This window comes from Winogradskyella endarachnes, assembly GCF_009741275.1.
Lineage (GTDB): Bacteria > Bacteroidota > Bacteroidia > Flavobacteriales > Flavobacteriaceae > Winogradskyella > Winogradskyella endarachnes.
Window position 1 is genome coordinate 731,430 of sequence record NZ_WOWS01000001.1, and the last position, 24,314, is coordinate 755,743.

The following is a 24,314-nucleotide window of genomic DNA, read 5'->3' on the forward strand; positions in this document are numbered from 1 at the left end:
AAAGAAGGTAATCGCTGTTAAGAAGACTTACAACTTCCACCCTCTTTCTTTACGCCTAATTTCATTAAAATAGTTTCTAACAGGCACCATTTTGTGAAAGCGGATTGGATTAAATTTACTCCAATAAATACAGTAAACCACATCCAATTTGGATTGACATAAACGGTTAAAACAACGCTTAAAAGCACCATAAAACCAACAATAACTCTAAAATATGTATTTAACATTTTAATTATTTTTTAATTTATACAAATTTTTCAATAGGAACTACAATCGCCTTTATAGGATTGTTAGTTTCTAAATTTTTATTAAATTCTTTTATAGCTTCAAACAAGGCATCAATGCGCTCTTCATCAGTGAACGAAAAGAACATGCTAGATTCGTTGCCTCCTTTTTCTGCAGGAAACCAATTAGAAGCCATTAACAAAGACGAACTATTTTTATGTCCATCAATTTCAGAACTACTGAAATTTTCGATATCTGCTTTTTTAAAAAGTTTCAAAACCTCTTTCTGATACTGCTCTACAGCTGTAACTATGACTAATTTCATTTGTTTCTATTTTTACTACCTGCAAGGTTTTTAAAACCTTGCAGGTATTAATTTTAAATCTCAATTATCTCATAACACTCCTAAAGTCCCCTCAAGGGGACAATCGTCCAATTCAACCGAGTCAGTTGTCCCCTTGAGGGGACTTTAGGGGTGTTTTTTATTTTTTATACCTACAAGGTTTTGAAAACCTTGCAGGATAACTAACTAAGAATAATTATTTATAATTCTTCTTCTCTATCATATAATATACTAATGGCACAACCAATAAAGTTAACACCGTAGATACAATAGTTCCTCCCATTAATGAAATGGCTAAACCTTGAAATATTGGGTCAAATAGAATAACAAAGGCTCCAATCACAACCGTTCCTGCCGTCAGTAAAATTGGTGTTGTTCTAACGGCTCCTGCTTCAATGGCTGCTTGTTTAATTGGTACGCCTTCTGCGATTCTCAGGTTTATAAAATCAATAAGTAATACCGAGTTTCTTACCATGATTCCTGCTAAAGCAATCATACCAATAAAAGAAGTTGCTGTAAAAAATGCTCCCATTATCCAGTGACCAAGAATGATTCCGATTAAAGACAACGGAATAGCTACCATCATAACCACTGGTGCTTTAAAGTTTTGAAACCAGCCTACAATTAAGATATAAATCAAAATTATGGCTCCTAAAAAGGCAATTCCTAAATCTCTAAATACTTCTAAAGTAATTTGCCATTCGCCATCCCATTTTACGGTGTAATCATCTTCAAATTCTGGTTGCCCTAAGTACATTTCGTTCATTTCGTAACCTTTTGGCAATGGAATTTCTTTCAACTTTTTCTCCATTCCTAAAATAGCATACGCAGGACTCTCTAATTCTCCAGCCATATCTGCCATCACATAAACAACACGTTTTTGATTTTTGTGGTAAATGCTTTTTGCTGCAGTATTTTGAGAAATATCTACTAAATCAGAAATTGGCACCATAGTTCCCATTTTAGATTTAACCTTTAATTGTGAAATATCTGTAATCGTCGATTTTTCTTTCTCATCTAAAGCCAACACCAAACCTATTTGGTTTACTGCATCTTCATCATAAAGCGTTGTAATCGCTCTGTTAGATAAAGCCATATTCATGGTGTAGGCAATTTGCTGTGGTGCAACTCCATATAACATCGCTTTCTCTTTGTTAATATCAAATTGGTATTCGGTTTGGTCGTCTTCTACCATCCAATCAATATCAACCACGTCGTCTGTATTTCTTAAAATATTCTGAACGTTATCTGCAATTTCAATTTGTTTATCATAATCAGGTCCATAAACTTCAGCAACAATAGTTGATAGTACTGGTGGTCCTGGTGGCACTTCTACCAACTTTACATTAGCATTGTATTTTGCTGCTATTTTCTGAATATCGGGACGTAGTAGTTTAGCAATATCATGGCTCTGGGCTGAACGGTCTTCTTTAGACAATAAATTCACTTGAATATCCGCCATATTACTTCCACCACGTAAATCGTAATGACGGACTAATCCGTTAAAAGTAATTGGTGCAGATGTCCCAACATAGTTTTGGTAATTCACCACTTCTGGTCTATTAGATAAATATTGTGAAATTTCTTGAGCTACAACACCTGTTCTTTCAAGCGTTGTTCCTTCAGGCATATCAATCACTACCTGAAATTCATTCTTGTTATCAAAAGGCAACATTTTTACAGCCACTGAATTGGTAAAAAACAATGCCATAGTTCCTAATAATACAGCGAAGGTTCCTAATAAAAACAACCAACGTTTACCTTTACTTTCTAAAAGAGGTCTTTCAAATTTGTTGTAAACTTTGTAAATAAGTGTACCTTCTATGGCTTTTTCAGGTTTGTCTTCTACGCCTTTCTTATCCTTTTCCCTTAAGAAAATATAACCTAAATATGGTGTAATGGTTAAGGCTACAAATAAAGATAAAATCATAGCAATAGATGCTCCAATTGGCATTGGCGCCATATATGGACCCATTAACCCAGACACAAAGGCCATAGGTAAAACCGAAGCAATTACAGTAAACGTTGCTAAAATGGTTGGGTTACCTACTTCGTTAATAGCATATAAAGCCGCTTGTTTAAAAGGCAAGCGTTTCATTTTAAAATGCCTGTGCATATTTTCGGCAATAATAATGGAATCATCGACGACAATACCTGTAACAAATACTAAAGCGAATAACGTAATTCTATTTAAGGTATAATCCATCATATAGTAACTCAATAACGTTAATGCAAACGTAATTGGCACGGATAAAAACACCACTAATCCACCACGCCAACCCATGGCTAACATTACAACAATAGTAACCGCAACTATAGAGCCAATAAGGTGTAATAATAATTCTGATACTTTATGAGATGCAGTTTCTCCGTAATTTCTTGTAATTTCTACATGGACATCATCCGGAATTAAATTGGCACGTAAATGGTCTACCTTATCAATAATGACTTCTGCAATTTTCATAGCATCTGCACCTTTTCTTTTGGCAACAGAAATCGTTACCGCAGGATATTCAGACTTATATTGGGCTGATGCTTCGCTTCCTTTACCAAAACCTAAACTCACGTAATTTTGAGGTACTTCTGGCCCATCAATAATCTTAGCCACTTGCTTTAAATAAATTGGTTGATTTTGCAGCACACCAACTACTAAGTTCTCAACATCAGTAACCGATTCTAAAAACTTACCAGTATTTACAAGGAATTCTGTATCACTTTTATCAAAACTTCCTGCACTTAATTGGCTGTTGTTGGCTTTAATCATTTCAGAAACTGACAAGAAATCTAATCCGCTTGCTGCCAGTTTATCTTTATCTAAAACTACACGCAACTGACGGTCTCTTCCACCAATTTTGTGGGTAATCGCAACATCATTTACCTTTTTAATTTCGGCTTCTAACTCTTGAGCCATTTGGTTGAGTTGGAAATCATCATAATTCTCGCTCCACAACGTTAAACCTAACATTGGCACATCGTCAATCGCTCTCGTTTTCACCAACGGAAACGTAACACCAGCTGGCATTTGGTCCATATGTTTATTGATTTCGTTGTACATTTTCACAAACGAACGCTCAATATCTTCGCCTACATAAAATTGCACGATAACCATACCTTGCTCTTTCATCGACGTTGAATACACATATTCTACACCTTTAATATTTGAAATTAATTGCTCTAACGGCTTAATCACGCGCGACTCTACTTCCGTAGGACTTGCTCCAGGATAACCAACAAAAATGTCTGCCATTGGCACGTCTATTTGTGGTTCTTCCTCACGCGGAATTAAAAACGAACTATAAACACCAACCACCATAAATACAATCATCAAAAGCACGGTGAGCTTGGATTGCATAAAGACTTTGGCGATTTTACCTGCGATTCCTTCTTTCATAATTGGCCCCTTTTAATTTCCCTACTTCGACTGCGCTCAGCACTAGCTCGGGAAAAAACTGTTACGGGTTATTTTTTAGTTAATAATATTTTTAAGCCCCTTTAATTCCCCAAAGGGGAAAATCATTATGGGATAAACTGAAAACTGTTACTTTTACTGCTTTCCCTTATTTATGTTATTCTTTTATTTTAGTTGACCAGATACTGAAAACTGTGACTGTTTACTGAACACTGATTTTTGCACCATTGTAAAGCTTTCCTTCTGCTGATATGATATAAGCTTCATCTCCATTTAAACCCGATAATACTTCTACTTGGTCTCCAAAAGTTCTTCCTAAACGTAACCAACGTAATAATGCTGTATTACTTTGGCTTACGGTATACACACCAGATAATTGTCCGTTAGTTATAATAGCTTCTGTTGGTACTAAAACCATTTCTGATTTAGCTTTACGTTCTACAGGAAATTGAACCGTTGTAAACATGCCAGATAAAATATTGGCTTCTGTTTTACCTAAATCTATTTTCACTAAATATTGTCCGCCTGTATTTTTTGCAGATGTACTAACTTCAGTCACCTTTCCTTTAATGGATTGGTTAATAGATTTTACCAAAACATCAACTGTAGTTCCTTTTTTAATCGTAGAAATTTCAGATTCTGGTACCATAGCCATGACTTCAAAAGCACCTGGTGTCTCCATACTTATTAATGGCACTCCTGGATTTGCCATATTACCTGCTTCTACATTTTTACTAGTAATAGTTCCTCTAAATGGTGCTGTAATATTACTGTAAGTGAATTGTGCATTCACTTCATTTTTCATTTGGTTAGCCGATTCTAATCGTGCTTTTGCCATTTCAAAATTAGCCGTCATGTCATCCATTTCTTTTTGAGATGCACTGTTTTCTGCAAATAAATTTTTAAATCGGTTGTAATCTTTTTGTGCGTTATTAAAAGCAGCTGTTGCTTCTGTAATTCCTGCATTTACTTGTGCACGTTTAGCTTGTAAATCGGCATTATTAATAGACACTAATAATTGTCCTTTACGCACTTTATCTCCAACATTAACGTGCACTTTGTTTACATAACCCATCATTCTGGTACTTAAATCTGCACTGTTTGTAGCCTGAATTTTTCCGCTCACTGCCAAAAATGGACTGTTGCTATTGGCTTCTACCTGACTGGTTTTTACAACAATTGCTGGCGAATTGTCTTCAACTGCTTTTTTATCCTCACTTCCGCAGCTTGTTACAAAAAATGCTGTTGCTGTAAGCGTTATTAAATAAATATATTTTTTCATTTTGATTGTTTTTATGTTGATACCTACAAGGTTTTGGAAACCTTGCAGGAAAAATTATTCTTTAGTTAAAAATTGTAAATAAGCTTGTGCGTAATTGTATTCGAAAATGGTTTGGTAATACTCCAATTGTTTTTGAGCATATTGTGTTTCAGCTATCAATAAATCAGACGTTTTTTCTAAGCCTTCTTTAAATCTGTTGGTTCTAATTCTTAAAGATTCTTCAGATTGTTCTAAAGCTAAAGTGTTTAATTGCAATTTGTTTTCAGCATCAATAAAGGCACGTTTTGCTTTGTTTAATTCTAAATGACTTTGTGATACATATTGCTTGTATTCTAGTTTCGATTTTTCATATTCAGCTTTACTTTTTTGGGCTTTTCCAAAACGCTTAGACCCTTGAAAAACATCCCAACTTAATTGTGCTCCAAATAAATAACCATTGGCATCGGCTTGAAAAATTTGGTCATCGTACAACTCATAACTACCAAATGCATTCAATCTTGGAAGAAATGCCATTTTATCAGCCTTGTTCATCGCTTCATAAGCATTAGAGGCTAATTGCATGGCTTTAATGTCTGAACGGTTTTCAGAAATTGACTTATCCGCTATTGTTGTCGTTGTTACCTCTAATTCATCTGATGGTGTGTAAACTACATAGGTGTCATCATTCATTAAAAAAGACAAATAATTTGAGGCATTTTGCACATTACTCTTTGCAGCTTGTAATTGATTCTTTACCTCAGTAACGCGTACTTCAACATTTAGCACATCTGCACGTTGCAAATACCCTTGTTTAAAACTATTATCTGCTAATTGTTTATTGGCATTGGCCGCTTCTAAAGCCGTTTCTAAAACATCTACAGCTTTATATGCCAATTGTAATTGCATGTAGGCTTTTTCAACCTCAAATGCTAAATAATCTTGTGTACGTTCCGTCTTTAAAGCCATCGCTTCCATTTTAGATTTGGCTGCTTTTCGTTGAAACATACCATCTACGTTAATTAATGGTTGTTGTATTTCAAACTTGGTAGCGTAGTTTTCAATCTGCGATGGGTCGTTTAATAACGCTGGATTAAAATCGTTTTGTGTTAAAATTTCCTGATTCAATTTAGAACCAAAAGCCATTAAAGGATTCGTTGTTGCTATAGCTGTATGACTTGCTGTTATGTTTGGCAAAAACACCGCATTAGTTTGTCTAAAATCTGCTTTGGCTTGCTTAAACTCTTCTTCAGAAATTTTAATGCTTGTGTTATTTTCTGAAACTTTAGTTAAGACTTCATTTTTGGTGATTGCCACGTTCTCTTGCGAATGTAAAACCAAACTTAAAACAAAGAATAACAGTGATATACTAACAGTTTTTTTCATTGAATTATTATTTATACTGCGAAATTACTGTAATGCGTTTGTTAAGTCTGTAACCAATGTTACTCTGGAATTCTATAGCAACAAAACGGTTTGTCTGTATATATGGTTTAAGCTTATTTGTTAAAACCATTATATGCGTTTTGTCATGTTTTTAGCTTGGTTAAGTTCCTAATTTTACAAGCTATTAACTAGTATATAAATTTTAGTAAATATCCTAAACATGGAAACTTTAGAACTTGCGAAGCAAGACCTTCATAAGAAAGATTTTCTAGATATAGAAACGCCACATATTGACTATGTAACTGAAATAGAAAAATTAAAAAAAGAAAAAAATGCCATTCTATTAGCACATTATTATCAAAAAGATGAAATCCAAGAAATTGCAGATTTTGTTGGAGATAGCCTTGCCTTAGCTCAACAAGCGGCAAAAACAGATGCAGACATTATTATATTTGCTGGTGTTCATTTTATGGCAGAAACTGCTAAGATTTTAAATCCTTCTAAAAAAGTAGTCTTGCCAGATTTACTAGCAGGATGTTCCTTGGCGGATTCTTGTCCTGCTGAAGCATTTTCAGAATTCAAAAAGCAACATCCAAATCATGTTGTGGTTACCTATATTAATTGTTCTGCTAAAATAAAAGCGCTAAGTGACTATGTATGTACATCCTCTAACGCTAAGAAAATTATTGAGGCCATACCAAAAAACCAACCTATTATTTTTGCGCCAGACAAAAATCTAGGTGCTTATTTAAATAAAGAAACAGGAAGAAATATGCTACTTTGGGATGGCGCTTGTGTTGTGCATGAAGCTTTTTCTATGGAAAAATTAATTAAAATCCACAAAGAACATCCTAATGCTGAAATAATTGCACACCCAGAATCTGGAGCTCACATCCTAAAAACCGCAAATTATATTGGCTCTACATCAGGTTTGCTTAATTATGTAAAAAATAGTAAAAAGAAAGCATTCATTGTGGCAACTGAAGTTGGCATTTTATACGAAATGACTAAAGAAAACCCAAATAAAACAATAATTCCTGCACCTATTGAAGATGATAATACATGCGCTTGTAGCGAATGTGCTTACATGAAAATGAATACCTTAAAAAAACTTTATTTATGTATTAAACACGAATTACCGAATATAGAAGTAGATGCTGAATTGGCTAAAAAAGCTATTGTCCCAATTGAAAGAATGTTAGAACTTTCTAAATAACACCTTATGAGCAATAAAAACACTACTATAGAAACTGATTTTTTAGTTATAGGCTCAGGAGTTTCTGGTTTAACCTTTGCTTTAAAAGTGGCTACAAAATTTAAGGAAGCGAAAGTTATTCTTATTACAAAGGATAAAAAAAATGAATCTAATACCAATTACGCGCAAGGAGGTATTGCAACTGTTACAAATTCTAACATTGATAGTTTTGAGCAACACGTTAAAGACACTTTAATTGCTGGTGATGGTCTGTGTGATGAAAAAGTTGTAAAAATGGTGGTGAATGATGCACCAAACCGTTTACAAGAATTAATTGAATGGGGAACAAAATTTGATAAAAACGAAAATGGCGATTACGATTTAGGACGAGAAGGTGGACACTCACAAAATCGAATTCTACATCATACTGATATTACAGGAGCAGAAATAGAACGTGTTTTACTAAAACAAGTAGAAGCAAAACCAAACATAGAATTCTTAGAATACCATTACGCCATTGATTTAATAACCGAACACCAAACCAAAAAGAAAAAAACAAAGCGAAACAGTAAAATAACTTGCTTTGGTGCTTATGTTTTGGACCAAAAAAAATCAGTGGTAAAAACTTATATTAGCAAGTTTACTATGCTAGCATCTGGTGGTAATGGTCAAGTCTACGAAACTACAACAAACCCAAAGGTTGCAACTGGTGATGGTTTAGGCATGGCTTACAGAGCAAAAGCTGAAATTGCAGATGTAGAGTTCATTCAGTTTCATCCAACAGCTTTATACAATCCTGGTGAATATCCTGCATTTTTAATTTCTGAAGCTGTGAGAGGATTTGGAGCCAAGTTAAGAAATAGTAATGGCCAGAAGTTTATGCACAATTACGATGCACGGGAAGAACTAGCCTCAAGAGATATTGTGGCGAGAGCAATTGATAACGAACTTAAAAAAAGTGGAAATTCTCATGTTTATTTAGATTGCAGACATTTAAATATTGAAAAATTTAAAACACACTTCCCTAATATTTCGGAAAAATGCACATCACTTGGTATAGATATAAAAAAAGATTTTATTCCTGTAGCACCAGCGTCTCACTACATTTGCGGTGGCATAGTAGTTAATAAAAACTCTAAAACATCCATAAAAAAACTTTATGCTTGTGGCGAAGTTACTAGAACAGGATTGCATGGAGGAAATAGATTGGCTTCAAATTCTTTATTAGAAGGATTGGTTTATGCACATAGCGCTTTTTTAAATGTGAGCAAAAAGTTTACAAAAACTAATATGCCAAAAGATATCCCAGAATGGAATGACAATGGTGTCATTAAAAACATGGAAAAAGTTTTGATAACTCACGATAGAAATGAGGTAAAAACCATTATGACCAATTACGTAGGAATTGTAAGATCTAATGAACGCTTACTCCGTGCTGAAAAACGGCTAAAAGTTCTTTACGAGGATAATAAACGTCTATACGACCATTCGGAAATATCAACAGATTTATGCGAATTAAGAAATCTAATCACAACTGCCTATTTAATAACGCAGTTCTCTAAAAAAAGAAAAAAGAATTGTGGTGGGTTTTTCAACATGGATTTAAATTAATAAATAAACAAGGCATTCATATTAAAATATAAATGCCTTTTTAACAACCAACCAAAAAACTGATAACCACATCAGTTAACTTTTATTAAATTCTTTAAATTGTAACGTACTCAAAACCAAATTCATTGTATTTTAATAATAATTATAGAAATACATTTCCTCACATTACCATGCAAAAATAAAGGAACCTAAAACAAACGTTAGTAACTATTGTTACTTAATACTTATACATTCTAAGTTTTAAAATCATTGTTCTGCGTAAAATGGTTAAATATGCTTAAATTTATGTCTTTATTTTTCAAAATTCTAAACGAGATATCTGATAAATTTTAAGATATTTAGTTAAAAAATATTTCTAATTTTTATGAATATTACCGCAGCATATACTGACCTTTATCAAATAACCATGGCGCAAGTTTATTTTGGCACCAAACCAAACGGACGAGCCGTTTTCGATTATTATTTTAGACATAACCCATATAAAGGTGGGTATTCTATTTTTGCAGGACTAGAAGATGTTTTAAACATACTTGAAACTTTAGAGTTTTCTTCTTCTGACATGAATTATTTAAAACAAAAAGGATTTGAAAATGATTTTTTAAATTATCTCAAGAATTTTAGTTTCAAAGGTAATATTTATGCCAGTAATGAAGGTGACGTTGTTTTCCCAAATAGACCAATATTACAAGTTGAAGCGAATATTATTGAAGCACAAATTATTGAAACTTTGTTATTAAATATTCTAAATTTTCAAACGTTAATTGCCACTAAAGCTAGCCGAATAAAATATAGCGCTAAAAACGGTATATTACTAGACATGGGCTTACGTCGCGCTCATGCTACAGGTGGTTATTATGCGTCTAGAGCAGCTGCTATTGGTGGTTTTGACAGTACAAGTAACGTAAAGGCTGCCGAAGATTACGATATTCCTTCAACAGGTACAATGGCACACTCTTTTATACAAAGCTATGAAGAAGAAATCCAAGCTTTTAGAGATTTTGCCAAAATGCGTCCAAAAAATTGCGTGTTGTTAATAGACACCTATAATACCTTAAAAAGTGGGCTACCAAATGCCATAAAAGTAGCAAAAGAAATGGAAGAACGTGGCGATAAATTGTTAGGTGTTAGGTTAGATAGTGGAGATTTAGCTTACCTATCTAAAAAAACTCGCGCTTTATTAGACGAAGCTGATTTAAGTTATGTAAAAATTGTAGTTTCTAATCAATTAGACGAATATGTTATTAAAAGTTTAAAAGAACAAGGTGCATACATTGATATTTATGGCGTTGGAACAAATTTAGTTACTGGAAAGCCCGATGCTTCTATAGATGGTGTTTATAAACTTTCTGAATTTAATAATACACCACGAATAAAACTATCGGAAAATATTATTAAAACGTCATTGCCTTTTAAAAAACAAGTTTATAGAATGATAGACGAAAATAATATGTTTTATGGAGCAGATGCTGTAACCATTTACTCCGAAGAAAGTGTTTCGCTTATGGAACATCCTTTTGATAATACAAAAAGCTTAGATCTTAATAGGTTTAAACATGAGCCTTTATTGCAACAAGTAATGAAAGATGGTAAAAGAATTATTGCTTCTAGAACTGTTACTGAAATCAAAGAATATTCACTATCACGATTACAACAACTTCCCGATGAATATAAACGTTTTCAAAATCCACACATTTATAAAATAGGGTTAAGCACAAAACTTAAAAATGAACGCGACCTTTTAATTAAAAAGAATAAATTTTAAAACTTATTTTATAAAATACTTCCTCATGAAAACCTTAATTATCATTGATGTACAAAATGATTTTATGCCAAACGGTTCGTTACCTGTTCCTTTAGGAGATAAAATTGTTCCTGTAATAAATTCCATAAATAATAAGTTTGATTTAATTATAGCTACCCAAGATTGGCATCCTTTGAATCATGTTAGTTTTGCTACAAACCATAAAGACAAATCTAATTTTGATGTTATAGAATTGCATGGTAAACCACAAACCTTATGGCCAAACCATTGTGTAGAAGGAACAGAAGGTGCTGAATTCCACCCAGATTTAAATACTAAAAACTTTGAAGCTATATTTAGAAAAGGCACTAATACTTCTATTGATAGTTACAGTGCTTTTTATGATAACGGACACTTAAAATCTACAGGTTTAACGGGTTATTTGAAAGAAAAAGGAATTACTGAACTTTACTTTTGTGGTTTGGCTGCAGACATTTGTGTTTACTTTTCAATACTAGATGCTTTTAATGAAGGCTTTAATTGTACCTTTATTGAAGATGCTTCAAAAGCATTAGATAATGTTCATTTAGATAAACTGAAACAAGAAATGGTAGCTAAGGGTATTAAAATTGTAAACTCAGAATCTTTTTTATAAACAACTTAGATTTATTCCATAAAAAAAGCATTCACCTTAAAAATGAATGCTTTTTACAATCAATCAAAAAAACTGATAACCACATCAGTTCACTTTTCTAGTGCCTCCATGTCCTCCAGCTACAACAATCATTATTTTTATACTTAAATAAATGAATTTGAAAAACTGAATCACAGGATTCATCATTTTAAATCTTTGATATTTTGAAATTCTTTGTGTCATGATTTTTTAATTTTTACAGTTTTATGTCTCCAACTCAACTACTATTGTTCTCATAATAAAACACCCCTAAAGTCCCCTCAAGGGGACACTACTCTGATTAAAATAATATTTAATTTTCAGTATTAACCCAGATAACTATTCAGGAATTAACCACCAAAATGGTTTCATTTTAGCTTTATAAATAAAAGCGTGATGTAAAGCCAATTTTAACCAATGACCAGCTAATCCTATTTCTCCAAAGGTTTTTCCTAATTGTCGTCCTTGAGTTTTAGGATATTTTTCATAATCTGGCACTATAGGATACGTGGTAATACTTACTCCACTACCTTTTGTTAAACCATAACCAGCCGAAGCAATACAGGCTGCTCCCATATTTCCCATTGAGCCTTTATGATGTAAACTTTCTTTACCTCCTTTTATAGTATCTATAATATTATCGGCTACTAATTTTGCAGTAATACCAGATGGCATACCTGTTCTTGGTGGTGCTGGTGTTATATCTGTTCCGTTTTTACTTTTTCGAGGTTTTGAAATAGAATGTGGTGGCGCAAACGCAATACCTGGTGCAAAAATATTATTGTAACTAGGATTTTGGTAAGTTTCTGGCCAATCTCTAACCGACCATTCTTCATAAGGTTTTGGTGTATAATCCGCATCAACAACCATAAATCCTCTAAAGAGTTTTTCCGTTATATCATTATCGTTTTTATCATAAGCTTTAAAACCATGACCAGAAAAAGACGGAATTAACATGGCAAAATCGTAAGTTTCAGATTTGTGTTCGCCCTCTAAATTTTCGTAATGTGCTACACCATCTTCAATTTTATTTACGCCTGCACCTAAAATCCATTTGATATCTCTGTCTTCAAAAATCATTTCAATCATCTCATGAGATTTCATGGTCATACTTCCATAACTCATTAACATGCCATCCATTCCAAAATCACCTAACTGATATTCGTTAGAAATCCATGTTACTTCAGCCATATCTCTTACCTTGTGTCGTCTTAACTCGTTTTCTACATTCAAAATATATTCGAAAGCAGCACCTTGACATGTTGATTTTGCATGACCTGTTCCAATTAATATTTTGGCCTTTTTTCCTTTTTTCATTTGTTGAATAACGTCAATTAACCCATGCCAAGCGTGGTCTGCATGTGTATAAGTACAAACGGAATAGGTTTTGTTTTCGCCAGGAATTAAGCCTTCTGTAGCTTCAAAATTTAATTTCGGCCCTGTGGCATTTATGAGATAATCGTAGGTTATTTTTTCTTGTTGTCCTTTATTATTTCCAGCAACATATTCTGATAATACGTAAGGTTTTGGTTCTGTAGTATCACCTTCAGGATGAAATGAAATGGCTTTAGCTTGTTTAAAACCAATACCTTTCTTTTTGTATAAAGGTGCAAGAGGAAACAAGATTTTTTCGGACTTCATTCTACCAATACCAACCCAAATATTTGAAGGAACCCATTGGTAATTACTGTTAGGCGACACAACTACAACCTCGTGTTGTTTAGATAATTTTCTACGTAAATTTGTAGCTGCAACGTGACCAGAAATTCCTGCTCCTAAAATGACAATTTTAGACATGACCTTAATTTTTAATAAAGGTACTTCACTTCGAGAGAGTTCACAGTAACTTAGGTTACACAAGCCAAGGGTAAGTTTTGGCTACGGTTTATTGATGTGCAAATAGAGCTTTTTAGCGAGTATCAAAAGGGTAATACCTCCTAAGGCAGACATGAATAAATTAACCACAAGACGTACGGCATCAAAATCGCCATTGTTCATAATAGACCAAGGGTCAAAACCTAAACGTCCAAACGTTTTAATTAATAAGATACTTCCAAATACGCCAACCAATGTATTTCCGGTAAACCCAAAAGAATATTTTTGTTTTAAATAACCGTAAATGTTGGCAGCTATGATTCCTATAAATATGCTAATCAAGGAAATTAACGCACCTGTCATAACTTTATCTTTTTAGTTAATGTTCGCCATAACCAACATCGTCCATTTTTCCTTTAAATACACGATACTGTATTGTAAAATATGTGATAACTAAAATGATAGCAATAATAAACCAATAGACACCAACACCTAATCCATATCCGTGCGCAGCCATATTATACAAGGTTAAATCTGGATTTACAGTATTGGTTGATGGTAATACCTTTGGAAATATAGATGCTACGGTAGATGTTAATCCTCCAAATAAAAACAACGATGAAAACAAAAATCCCATGCCATGTTTTTTGAAGGTTTTTACTTTAAACAGACCAAACAATCCTGTAAATGTAATGATTGGAAAAATAAATAACCAAGGTTTGTCTAGGAAATTATGAAATGGTTTTGGCTCAATTACATGCCATACTAATAGCGATATGACAACCAATACAACCATTACAATATTGAGGTTAAACACTACTTTTTTTAATTTTTCATTTAAACCAGAATTGGTTTTAAAAATTATCCAATTGGCACCATGAATTGTAAGTGCTACAACACCTATTATTCCCAATAATAAAGTAAACCAATCTATAATTCCTAACTGTTCTGCTTGCGGACTGAACGTCGGATTCCAAAGTGGTAAAAAGAAATAATGCGCTTCTTGAGTAGAAACTCCATTTACCACATTACCAAGATTTACACCTCTCACCACGTTACCTAAAGCTACACCAAAGAACAATGCTAATAGTAAACTGGCAATACCAAAGGCTTTATCCCAAATGGCTTCCCACATTTTATTATGGATTTGTCCTCTTAATTCTAAACCAATGGCTCTAAAAATAAGCAACCACAAAATCATAATTAATGGTAAATAAAAACCACTAAAAGATGATGCATATAAGGTAGGAAATGCAAAAAACAATACACCTCCTGCTGCAATTAACCAGACTTCGTTAGCATCCCAAAAAGGACCAATGGCGTTAGTTATAGCCTTTTTATCTTTTTCTTCTTTAGCGAAAAACAAATGAATTATTCCTGCCCCAAAATCGTAACCATCTAAAATTACATAAACAGCGAGCATTGTCATTAAAACGATATACCAAAATAATTCCATAATTAGTGTTTTTCTAGTTGAGGACCTTTATTAATAATTTTTCCGGCTAACATTAAAAATAGTAAGCCTAGCAACAGATACAAGCCAATAAAACCAAGTAATGTAAACAAGGTATTACCAGATGACACCGTAGGTGAAGCACCATCAGCAGTGCGTAATAAGTTATAGACTAACCAAGGTTGTCTACCTAATTCTGCTGTGTACCAACCTGTAGTATTTGCTATATATGGAAATGGTAACATAAACATTAAGGCCCATAATATCCACTTGGTTTTGTATAGTTTTTTTCTATATAATTGAACAGCTGCCAATAACATTAAACCAATAAAAATAGTCCCTAAACCAACCATTATATGGTAAGAATAATATAAACCAGGAACGTTTGTAGGATGCACACTCTCATCAAACTCATTTAAACCTTTAATTTCTGCATTCCAATCTTGATAGGTTAAAAAACTTAATATGTTTGGTACAGCAATTTTATTGTCAAGCTTTTTCTCTAGCATGTTAGGCTGACCAATTAGTACTATTTCTGAACCACCTTCTTCAGTTTCAAAAATACCTTCCATAGCCGCGAAAGTAACCGGTTGATGTTCGGCTACATTTTTAGCAGCCCAATCTCCTGTTGGAAATGCCACTATTAAACTAGATATTAACCCAAAAACAACACCTGTTTTTACAAAAAGCTTTCCAAAATCGCTGTGTTTATTATTTAGTAAATAAAATGCACCAACTGCGGCGACTACAAAAGACGATGTTACTAATGATGCAGCCTGATTATGTAAATATGAAGGTAATAACCAAGGATTAGAGAATAAGGCACCAAAATTATTGAGTATAAACTTTCCGTTTTCTAACACCTCATAACCCACAGGATATTGCATCCAAGAATGCGTGGCAATAATTAAATAACCACTTGCCCAAGAGCCCAAAAAGACAAGAAAACCTGTGACAAAGTGAAGTTTATGACCTAATAGCTTTTCACCAAATAAAAAGAGTCCTAAAAAGGAGGACTCCAAGAAAAATGAAAACATACCTTCCATGGCTAATGTCTGACCTATAATACCACCTGTTAATTCTGAAAACTTTGCCCAATTGGTACCAAATTGAAATTCCATTGGAATACCTGTTACAACTCCCATAGCAAAGTTGAGTGCAAAAATCTTCATCCAGAATTTTGCAGCGTCGTTGTATTTATCAATCTTAGTTTTGAGGTATTTCCCTTTAAAAAAGACTATCAATAACGATAATCCCATAGTCAACTGTGGAAATAAATAATGAAATGTAATCGTAAATGCAAACTGCATTCGATCATAGAATAGCATATCTTCCATATGTCTTATTTTGGATTATACAAAGTTATCGATTTTACAAAGGTTGCTATGTTACATTGGTTACAAATTTTTGTATTTGGGGTCTGAAATATGTTAAAATTTAGTTTAAAAAAATTATGTTTCTAATCTCTTATAATTTTACACCAACAAACCTCACAACTTGCGCCTTTCCTTTATGATAATCGCCTTCTGAAAGCTCTATAGTTTTTTCTTCTAAAATTTTAAAATCCAAGTCTGCAAATTCATTTTTAACTTCTTCAATAGAAAACAACATAGCTGCATTTTTAGGACCACCAGAAGTATTACCTAACTGCCCTTTTGCAAAACCTTCAAAAATTATCGTTCCTCCAACTTTTAAAAACTGAAGTAAATGTTGATGTGCTTGTTCACGAATTTCTATTGGCAAATGCACAAAACTTAAACCTATAACATCAAACTCCTCATCGGTTTTAAATTCTTCTGCACCAATAACTTGGTACGTAATTTTAACATCATTCAATTTTGCTAACTTCAATGCTTTTTCTTTGCCTTTTTTACTCATGTCAAAAGCAGTAACTTCCCAACCTTGGGCAGCTGCATATACAGCATTACGACCTTCACCTTCTGCTGGTAGTAATAGTTTTCCTGGTTTGAGTTTATCTAGCTGTTGTTTAAAAAATGCATTAGGTTCGGTACCATAAGCAAATTCTTCATTGGCATAGCGTTCATTCCAAAAGTCGTTCATAATTACTTTGCTTTAATGATAAATTGGTAAGGCAGTAAATCTACATTTACATCTAATTGGGTATAACCAGCTTCTGTTAATTCTTGTTTTACGGTTTCTAAATCAATTTTATGGTTAGATGGTGGACCAACAGGAATTTCCTTTTTAAAGAAATCTATAACTACTAATTCTCCTTCTGATTTGATTCCTTTTTTGACTTTTGAAAAATAATCGATTCGGTTTTCTATATGGTGATATGTATTTACAATTAATACCATATCCACTTCATTATCCTTTAAATCTGGACTATCATATGGGATTTTACGAAGTTCTATGTTTTCGAGTTTATTAGCTTCTATTCTTTGTTTTAATGCCGATTGAAATTCATCACTGACATCTGCTGCAATAACGTGAGCTCCTTTTTCTGCTAATTTCACTGAGAAATATCCTGAACCAGCACCAATATCCATTATTTTTTTACCTTTTACATCTCCCAAATAGTCCAGAACCAATTCTGGTTTTTGATAGGCATCACGCTCTGGTGACTCAAAACGCTCTATTAATTCTTCGGTATTTGATTGATGCATATAATCATTTGCTGTTTTTGCACTATCCATATGATGGTGTTTTGCATGATGGTCTTTGTTAGGTTTAGAATCGTGATTTTGTTCCATTTTAACATCTTTTTTATCACTTTTTTCATTGTTTTCTTTACAGCCAACTAACGCTAATGTTATTGCTGTTGCCATAAAAATCTGTTTTGTTCTTCTCATTTTGTTTTGTTTTGTTTAAAATTCTTTTAATTCAATTTATATTATGTTTACTATTTAATGTATTACTCCTCCAATAGGTTATAAAACCTAATAAAATATTACTTAAACCCACTAAAACTTCAAACGGACTATTAATAAAGGCATAGACAATCATCCATATGGATAAGATAATAAATATCAGTTGAAAAACAGGAAATAGTGGACTTTTAAAACTGTTAGATTTTGTCATTTTATGTTGACTTCTCAATTTAAAAACGCCGAAAACTGTTACCATAGAAGATAGTGTTAATAGAATACCACAATAAATTAATATTTGCTCAAAGGTTCCTGTTAAAATTAACAAGGCACTGATACCAAATTGCAACCATAAGGCGCGTTGTGGTATGTTATTTTTTTCGGATTTAAAATACTGCCAAAACTGATGGTCTTTGGCAATATTAGACGTTACTCTAGAGCCTACCCAAACCATAGCGCTTATACCTGACACCAATAATAAGGAAATGGATAATCCGAATAATCGTCCGTAATCTTCGCCAATCATTTTATTCATGGCAATGGTACCAACATTTAATTGCCCTTTTAACTCTGGTATTGGTACGTGTTTTATAAATACGTATTGTAAAAAAGTGTAAAGCACAGTTACTAAAATGGTGCCTCCTATTAATGCAATAGGCAATGATTTTTTAGGATTTTTGAATTCTTCTGTAATATAAGCCGCTGCATTCCAGCCAGAATATGAATAACTCACATATATTAAAGCAATGGCAAATGCTGGTGAAATTAAATTAGGATAATCTGAATTATTAAACAAGCCAACACTTTGAAACGATGGTTCTTGCCAAATACCAATTATAATGAGTACAACGATTATAGCAACTTTTAAAACCGTACTTATATTCTGAAACTTAGAGCTTAATGAAAGATTTTTAGTGTGAATAAGCGTAACAACACCTATTAATAGAATGCTTGTCCATTTTGGATTAAGGTTAAAATAAGGAAAATAAGCAACAAATGCCATTGCCGACAGCGCAATTGGTGCCGCAAAACCAACGGTTATAGAAATCCAGCCCGATAAATACCCAACAAGCGGATGAAACAACTTGGTAAGAAATGCATATTCTCCACCAGAGCGTGTGATGTGCGTGCCTATTTCGGCATAACTAAATGCACCAGATAACGCAATAAGGCCTCCCAAAACCCAAAGTATAAGTATAACGGTAGGATTTTCTAAATCTTTTAACTGAAAACCTAAACTGGTAAATGCACCAGTACCAATCATATTAGCGACTACCAACGCAATACCAGTAATAGCTGTAATTTTATAGGTTTTGTTTTTTATTGACATTGATGTATTTATACTAAATGGCTAATAAATAGGCTAAAAACAGTAACATTTGAACTGCTACAAACGCCACATCTTTTATGGTTAACTTTCCTATGGTCTTCAATTATTTAAACTTAGTAACATCATCACTTAAATCATAAACTACAGCGTCCTTAAGTTGACTAGAAATAATACTGCTACCAGCTGCACTTCTGTAACCACCTGCACAATGTACAACTATAGGCTTATCTGTTGGTATTGCATCTTTTGCATCTCGTAATTGATGAAGCGGAATTGCTGTAGCCTCTTTAAAGATTTTTCCTTCTCCTACTTCACTTTTGTTTCTTATATCAATAATAGTGTATTTATCGGGTTTGTTTTTAAAATCTTTAAAATTTAAAACATCTGAGTCTTCAAATTTGGTTTCACCTAGAGTCATCAATCCTATTAATTGTTTTTCGTAGCCAATTTTAGCAATTCGAGATAACATTTTATCTCTATCGTCTATAGATTTTATAACTAAATAAAATGCTTCATTAGGTTTTACAATAGAGCCTAACCATGTTTCAAATTTATCATCTTCAGTCTCTGCGATTAGATTAATACTCTTTGGTATGTGATTTTTATCAAAATCCGCTTTACTTCTTGTATCTATAATTAAAGCACCATCATTAATAAACTTACTAATCTGAAATTGAAATATTGGGACTGCAATACTCATTTGAAAATTCTCTGCTCCTTCTTTATTGATATCAACATTGAATCCGAAATACGAAGGAATAAACGGTTGGTCTTTTAAAATATGATTTACAAATTCGTCTTCAGTTAAATCTTTAAACGCCCAATTTTCTGTTCGTTCTCTTCCTGAAGTGCTTTGTGAGTCTGTACTCATATTTTTTCCACATAACGAACCTGCTCCATGTGCTGGATACACTATAGTTTCATCTGGTAAATGATTGAATTTTTGCTGCATGGTATGATACATACTTTTTGCTAACTCTTCTCGTTTAGCTCTCATGTTACCCGCTTTTTCTCTTAAATCTGGTCTACCTACATCTCCAATAAAAAGTGTATCTCCCGAAAACATAGCATGGTTATTATCCTTATCTACAGCTATAATAGTGATACTATCTGGTGAGTGACCTGGTGAATTAATAGCAGAAAACGTAACATCTCCAATAGTAATAGTGTCACCATCATCAAAAGACTGATGTGTATAACTAGCACCTACTAATTTGCTCACATAAATGATTGCACCAGTTTCTTGATGTAATTGTAAATGACTACTCACAAAATCCGCATGTGGATGCGTTTCAAATACAGCTTTTATTTTTGCATTATGTTTTTCGGCTAATTGATAATAAGGTTTTGGGTCTCTTGCTGGATCCACTAATGCCATTTCATTACCACTAATTATAGCGTAAGAATAATGTGCTAATGGTTTATCTTCAAATTGTATAACATTCATAATATCCTAATTTTATAATCTTAAAATATAGTGTTCAACCTTATAGATAAATGCAAATACCATCTACTGATACTTACAATTTATAAGAAATAAAGCCTCAAAATGAGACTTTATTTCAACCTATTTAAATAATTAATTTTTTAAGATTTCGTTTAAAACCAAATCTTTATCTAATTTTTTAGTACAGAAAAACCAGTCTTTACACTCTAATTCTTCTGTAGAGGTCATTCGTTCTTCGGCCACACCACAAGATCCTGCTGGTGAAACTATAACATCGTCACCTGGATTCCAATCTGCTGGTGTTGCTACATTAAATTTATCTGAAGTTTGCATTGCTATTAATGCTCTGTACAACTCATCAAAGTTTCTTCCTATACTTAATGGGTAATAAATGATGGCTCTAACAATTTCATTAGGATCTACAAAAAACACGGCTCTAACGGCTTGTGTTTTGCTTTCTCCTGGCTGAATCATTCCATATTTTTTGGCAACATCCATAGAGATATCTTCAATTAACGGAAACGTAACTTCTATGTCTTTCATTCCGTTAAATTCAATTTTATCTTTAATAGTTCTTAACCAAGCGATATGGCTGTAAAGACCATCTATAGATAGACCAATAAGACTACAATTTGCTTTTTCAAATTTTTCTTCTAAGTGTGCAAATGTCATAAACTCTGATGTACAAACTGGTGTAAAATCTGCTGGATGACTAAATAATATGGACCATTTCCCCTTATAATCAGAAGGATAATTAATTTCTCCTTGTGTCGTTACGGCTTTAAATTCTGGTGCTTTATCTCCAATTCTTGGCATTGAAAAGGTTTGTTCCTCTTTTACTGTTTCTGCTATATTCATGTTTTCTCTTGTATTAAATTAATTTATAACAAATATAGTTTGCAATAGTTTTTAGCTATGTAACTAAGGTTACCTTAGAAAGTCTATTTTATATAGATCTTTGATAATTACAACCAAAAAAAGGTGATAATACGTTCCTTTTATAAATGATAATACTCAGTTTTAATTTTAGGTGCGTAAACTATTTTTACAAAATGAAATTTGGCACATACATCTTAAGTAACTTCTTATTAGTATTGATTTTATTCAATAGTACAAAGACTTCATTGACATATGCCTATTATCAATTAGACCCAATTGGTTTTATAGAAAATCTTTGTGAGAATAAGGACAAACCTCAGATGCAGTGTAACGGAAAGTGTCATTTAAAAAAAGTTGCTGAATCGCAGAACAGTAGCCAAAATACACCAGAAAGTATTATTGACTTTAAAGAACTTATTTACTGCCCAAATACCATCACTAATTTTGAATTTAAAAACAAACTGAGACTAAAAAAGGTCAACGTTTCGGTTTATATTAATCATTATTCTTTTAACAACATTAATACCAGTTTTCATCCTCCGAAGTCTTTTGGCTCTTTTACATAAGTAGTTATTACTACCAGAATTATTAAGCTAAACAAATTCATTTGAGACTATGAAAACACTATTTGGTGCACTATTATGTGCACTTATCACTACTGTATCTTATGGCCAAGAAAAAAAAACTATTCAAAAAGATACTACTAAAAAAGTAACAAAATTAACTACCGTAATAGTCACTGGAAATTTAGAAACAGACCCAGTACTTACAGTAGTTGCAAATAAATATGATGAGAAAATTGTGCAACCTAAAAATGTTGCTGATTTATTTAATAATATCAACGGATTCTCAGTTATAAAAAGAGGAAATTATGCCATAGACCCGTCTTTTAGAGGTACGCAATATGAACAACTAAACATACAATATGATGGTGGCACAAAGGCAATGCATGCTTGTCCTAACCGCATGGACCCTATTACCACACATATAATTCCTGAAGAAATTTCTAAAATTGAAATTATAAAAGGACCATATACTGTGAGATATGGTGCTACATTTGGAGGCATTGTAAATCTTGTAACACAAAAACCAGACTTTGAAGATTATGACTTACATGGTAAAGTATCTGGTGGTTATGAGAGTAACGGAAATTCTATAGTTAACCTTGTACAACTTCAATACATTCAAAATAAATTTGATATTGTTGCTAATGCTGGCTATAGAGATTTTGGGAATTATGAAGATGGCGATGGTACACAAATCCCTTCATCATTTAGAAGTACAGATTATGGACTTAAAATTGGTTATAATTTTTCTCAAAACCAACGCTTACAAGCACATTGGCGACAATCTTTTGGACGTGATGTATTACATGCCGCATTAGCCATGGATACCGAATATGATAATAGCAATATTATGGCGTTAGATTATTCACTAGACCATATAGGTAAAACCTTAAAATCATTAACCGCAAAAGCCTATTATAGTTATGTAGACCATTTAATGACTAATGACAACAGGCCTTCGTTTAGTATAACGGAAGCTGCATCTAATGTAAATGCAACTACAATTGGTGGAAAAATTGAATTGAATTGGACACCATTTAAAAAATTTAACATGTTCTCTGGTTTAGACGCCATGCATGTTGCACGAGAAGGCAATAGAACACGCTTTGTTAAAATAATGAATGGAAATACATTAACAAATCCATTAGAGTTTAATGATAAGGTATGGCAAGACGCTTACATTACCGATTTAGGCATCTTTACAGAATTAAAGTATAATTTAAATCTTAAAACCATTTTAACAGCAGGTGTAAGATATGATAATGTAACATCAAACATACAAGATCCAGAAGAAGATTTTGCAGAAATGTATGACTTGGATAAACGTACTGAACACAATATAAGTACAACAGTTTCTATTAAGCATAGGGTTTCAAATAATTTTACACTTGAAGCGGCCTATGGCCGTGGTGTACGATCTGCTAATATGATAGAGCGTTTTATAAATCATTTTACAGTTGGCCAAGATCCTTATGAATATATTGGTAACCCTAATTTAAAAGCTGAAATTAATAATCAATTTGAAATTGGATTTAAAGGAAACACTTTACTAAAAAATGGCTATAATAATTTAAAATTTGAAACGTCCTTATATTATTCACTTTTAGACAATTATATTGTAGGAATTGTTGATGAGAACTTAACCAGAAAATATAATGCAACACTAGATCCTGTTCACCCAAAAGTGTTTAGAAATATTGATAATGCCTACAAAACTGGTGTTGAAATGATGGTAGAATTAGATTTTTTAAATAATTACTTTTTAAAATCTGAATTTTCTTATATCTATTCTAGAAATAAAGATTTAGATGAATCTCTACCATTAACACCTCCTTTTACAACAAAATTTGTTTTAGGATATGAAAAATCTAAACTATGGACTAACGTTCAGTACAATATAGTTGCGCAACAAAATAACATTTCATATAGCTATGGTGAGACTACAACTGACGGTTACCAAACTATAGATTTTAGATTAGGTATAAAACCCGTTAAAAATATTACCTTAGGATTGGCTATTATGAATCTATTGAATAAAAACTATAATAACCATTTAAATTTTTCGTTTACCAATCAAGCAGAATTTGGAAGAACACCCATTACAGAACCAGGAAGAAATTTCTCTGCTTTTCTTCAATACAGTTTTTAAACATAT

The 24,314-nt window shown here is 32.8% G+C and carries 21 protein-coding genes; 6 read left to right on the forward strand and 15 right to left on the reverse strand.

The features are described 5' to 3' along the window. Positions 1-17: 17 nt before the first annotated feature. The 5 genes from GN138_RS03265 to GN138_RS03285 all read right to left on the reverse strand — a co-directional run bounded on the left by GN138_RS03265 (position 18) and on the right by GN138_RS03285 (position 6,621). A complete protein-coding gene (locus GN138_RS03265; protein WP_157362082.1) occupies positions 18-227 on the reverse strand; it encodes a YgaP family membrane protein in 210 nt (69 codons plus the stop codon). 17 nt (positions 228-244) lie between these two features. Further along, complete coding sequence (locus tag GN138_RS03270) at positions 245-550, reverse strand: hypothetical protein (RefSeq protein ID WP_157362084.1); 306 nt, start codon at positions 548-550, stop codon at positions 245-247. Between the two features lie 214 nt (positions 551-764). Continuing rightward, positions 765-3,959 carry an efflux RND transporter permease subunit gene (locus GN138_RS03275; protein ID WP_157362086.1) on the reverse strand — a complete coding sequence of 1,065 codons (3,195 nt, stop codon included), beginning with the start codon at positions 3,957-3,959 and terminating at the stop codon, positions 765-767. A 220-nt stretch (positions 3,960-4,179) separates the two neighbouring features. After that, positions 4,180-5,259 (reverse strand): efflux RND transporter periplasmic adaptor subunit, encoded by a 1,080-nt coding sequence (locus tag GN138_RS03280; protein WP_157362089.1) that lies wholly within the window; start codon positions 5,257-5,259, stop codon positions 4,180-4,182. A gap of 54 nt (positions 5,260-5,313) precedes the next feature. Then, positions 5,314-6,621 (reverse strand): TolC family protein, encoded by a 1,308-nt coding sequence (locus tag GN138_RS03285; RefSeq protein ID WP_157362091.1) that lies wholly within the window; start codon positions 6,619-6,621, stop codon positions 5,314-5,316. A 220-nt stretch (positions 6,622-6,841) separates the two neighbouring features. Here GN138_RS03285 and nadA point away from each other — a divergent pair, with 220 nt between their 5' ends. From nadA to pncA, 4 genes are all read left to right on the forward strand, one after another. Next, a complete protein-coding gene (gene nadA, locus GN138_RS03290) occupies positions 6,842-7,837 on the forward strand; it encodes a quinolinate synthase NadA (RefSeq protein WP_157362092.1) in 996 nt (331 codons plus the stop codon). Between the two features lie 6 nt (positions 7,838-7,843). Further along, positions 7,844-9,427 carry an L-aspartate oxidase gene (gene nadB, locus GN138_RS03295; protein ID WP_157362094.1) on the forward strand — a complete coding sequence of 528 codons (1,584 nt, stop codon included), beginning with the start codon at positions 7,844-7,846 and terminating at the stop codon, positions 9,425-9,427. Positions 9,428-9,791: 364 nt separating this feature from the next. Then, positions 9,792-11,189: a nicotinate phosphoribosyltransferase gene (locus GN138_RS03300; RefSeq protein WP_157362096.1), complete on the forward strand. Its 1,398-nt coding sequence runs from the start codon at positions 9,792-9,794 to the stop codon at positions 11,187-11,189. A gap of 25 nt (positions 11,190-11,214) precedes the next feature. After that, the gene (pncA, locus tag GN138_RS03305; RefSeq protein WP_157362098.1) at positions 11,215-11,823 is read left to right on the forward strand and encodes a bifunctional nicotinamidase/pyrazinamidase; all 609 of its coding nucleotides are present in this window, start codon (positions 11,215-11,217) and stop codon (positions 11,821-11,823) included. A gap of 84 nt (positions 11,824-11,907) precedes the next feature. On the opposite strand, the gene GN138_RS15995 is transcribed toward pncA, so the two are convergent. The 10 genes from GN138_RS15995 to GN138_RS03350 form a co-directional block, all read right to left on the reverse strand. After that, entirely contained in the window at positions 11,908-12,045 is a 138-nt protein-coding gene (locus GN138_RS15995) for a hypothetical protein (RefSeq protein WP_169338356.1), read from the reverse strand. Between the two features lie 135 nt (positions 12,046-12,180). After that, on the reverse strand, positions 12,181-13,638 hold the full coding sequence (locus GN138_RS03310) for an NAD(P)/FAD-dependent oxidoreductase (protein WP_157362100.1): 1,458 nt from the start codon (positions 13,636-13,638) through the stop codon (positions 12,181-12,183). A gap of 81 nt (positions 13,639-13,719) precedes the next feature. Then, on the reverse strand, positions 13,720-14,019 hold the full coding sequence (locus tag GN138_RS03315; protein ID WP_157362102.1) for a hypothetical protein: 300 nt from the start codon (positions 14,017-14,019) through the stop codon (positions 13,720-13,722). Between the two features lie 16 nt (positions 14,020-14,035). Then, complete coding sequence (gene cydB / locus GN138_RS03320; RefSeq protein WP_157362104.1) at positions 14,036-15,112, reverse strand: cytochrome d ubiquinol oxidase subunit II; 1,077 nt, start codon at positions 15,110-15,112, stop codon at positions 14,036-14,038. Positions 15,113-15,114: 2 nt separating this feature from the next. Next, positions 15,115-16,446: a cytochrome ubiquinol oxidase subunit I gene (locus tag GN138_RS03325; protein ID WP_157362106.1), complete on the reverse strand. Its 1,332-nt coding sequence runs from the start codon at positions 16,444-16,446 to the stop codon at positions 15,115-15,117. 130 nt (positions 16,447-16,576) lie between these two features. Further along, entirely contained in the window at positions 16,577-17,170 is a 594-nt protein-coding gene (locus GN138_RS03330; RefSeq protein ID WP_157362108.1) for a class I SAM-dependent methyltransferase, read from the reverse strand. 2 nt (positions 17,171-17,172) lie between these two features. After that, positions 17,173-17,922 carry a class I SAM-dependent methyltransferase gene (locus tag GN138_RS03335; RefSeq protein WP_231743027.1) on the reverse strand — a complete coding sequence of 250 codons (750 nt, stop codon included), beginning with the start codon at positions 17,920-17,922 and terminating at the stop codon, positions 17,173-17,175. Positions 17,923-17,953: 31 nt separating this feature from the next. Beyond that, positions 17,954-19,267, reverse strand: coding sequence for an APC family permease (locus GN138_RS03340; protein WP_157362110.1), 1,314 nt, complete (start codon positions 19,265-19,267; stop codon positions 17,954-17,956). Positions 19,268-19,370: 103 nt separating this feature from the next. Then, on the reverse strand, positions 19,371-20,714 hold the full coding sequence (locus GN138_RS03345; RefSeq protein WP_157362112.1) for an MBL fold metallo-hydrolase: 1,344 nt from the start codon (positions 20,712-20,714) through the stop codon (positions 19,371-19,373). Between the two features lie 132 nt (positions 20,715-20,846). Continuing rightward, on the reverse strand, positions 20,847-21,572 hold the full coding sequence (locus tag GN138_RS03350; protein ID WP_157362114.1) for a peroxiredoxin: 726 nt from the start codon (positions 21,570-21,572) through the stop codon (positions 20,847-20,849). Positions 21,573-21,766: 194 nt separating this feature from the next. On the opposite strand from GN138_RS03350, the gene GN138_RS03355 reads away from it, so the two are divergent. After that, positions 21,767-22,159: a hypothetical protein gene (locus tag GN138_RS03355; protein WP_157362116.1), complete on the forward strand. Its 393-nt coding sequence runs from the start codon at positions 21,767-21,769 to the stop codon at positions 22,157-22,159. Between the two features lie 49 nt (positions 22,160-22,208). Further along, positions 22,209-24,308 carry a TonB-dependent receptor domain-containing protein gene (locus tag GN138_RS03360; RefSeq protein WP_157362118.1) on the forward strand — a complete coding sequence of 700 codons (2,100 nt, stop codon included), beginning with the start codon at positions 22,209-22,211 and terminating at the stop codon, positions 24,306-24,308. Positions 24,309-24,314: the final 6 nt, after the last annotated feature.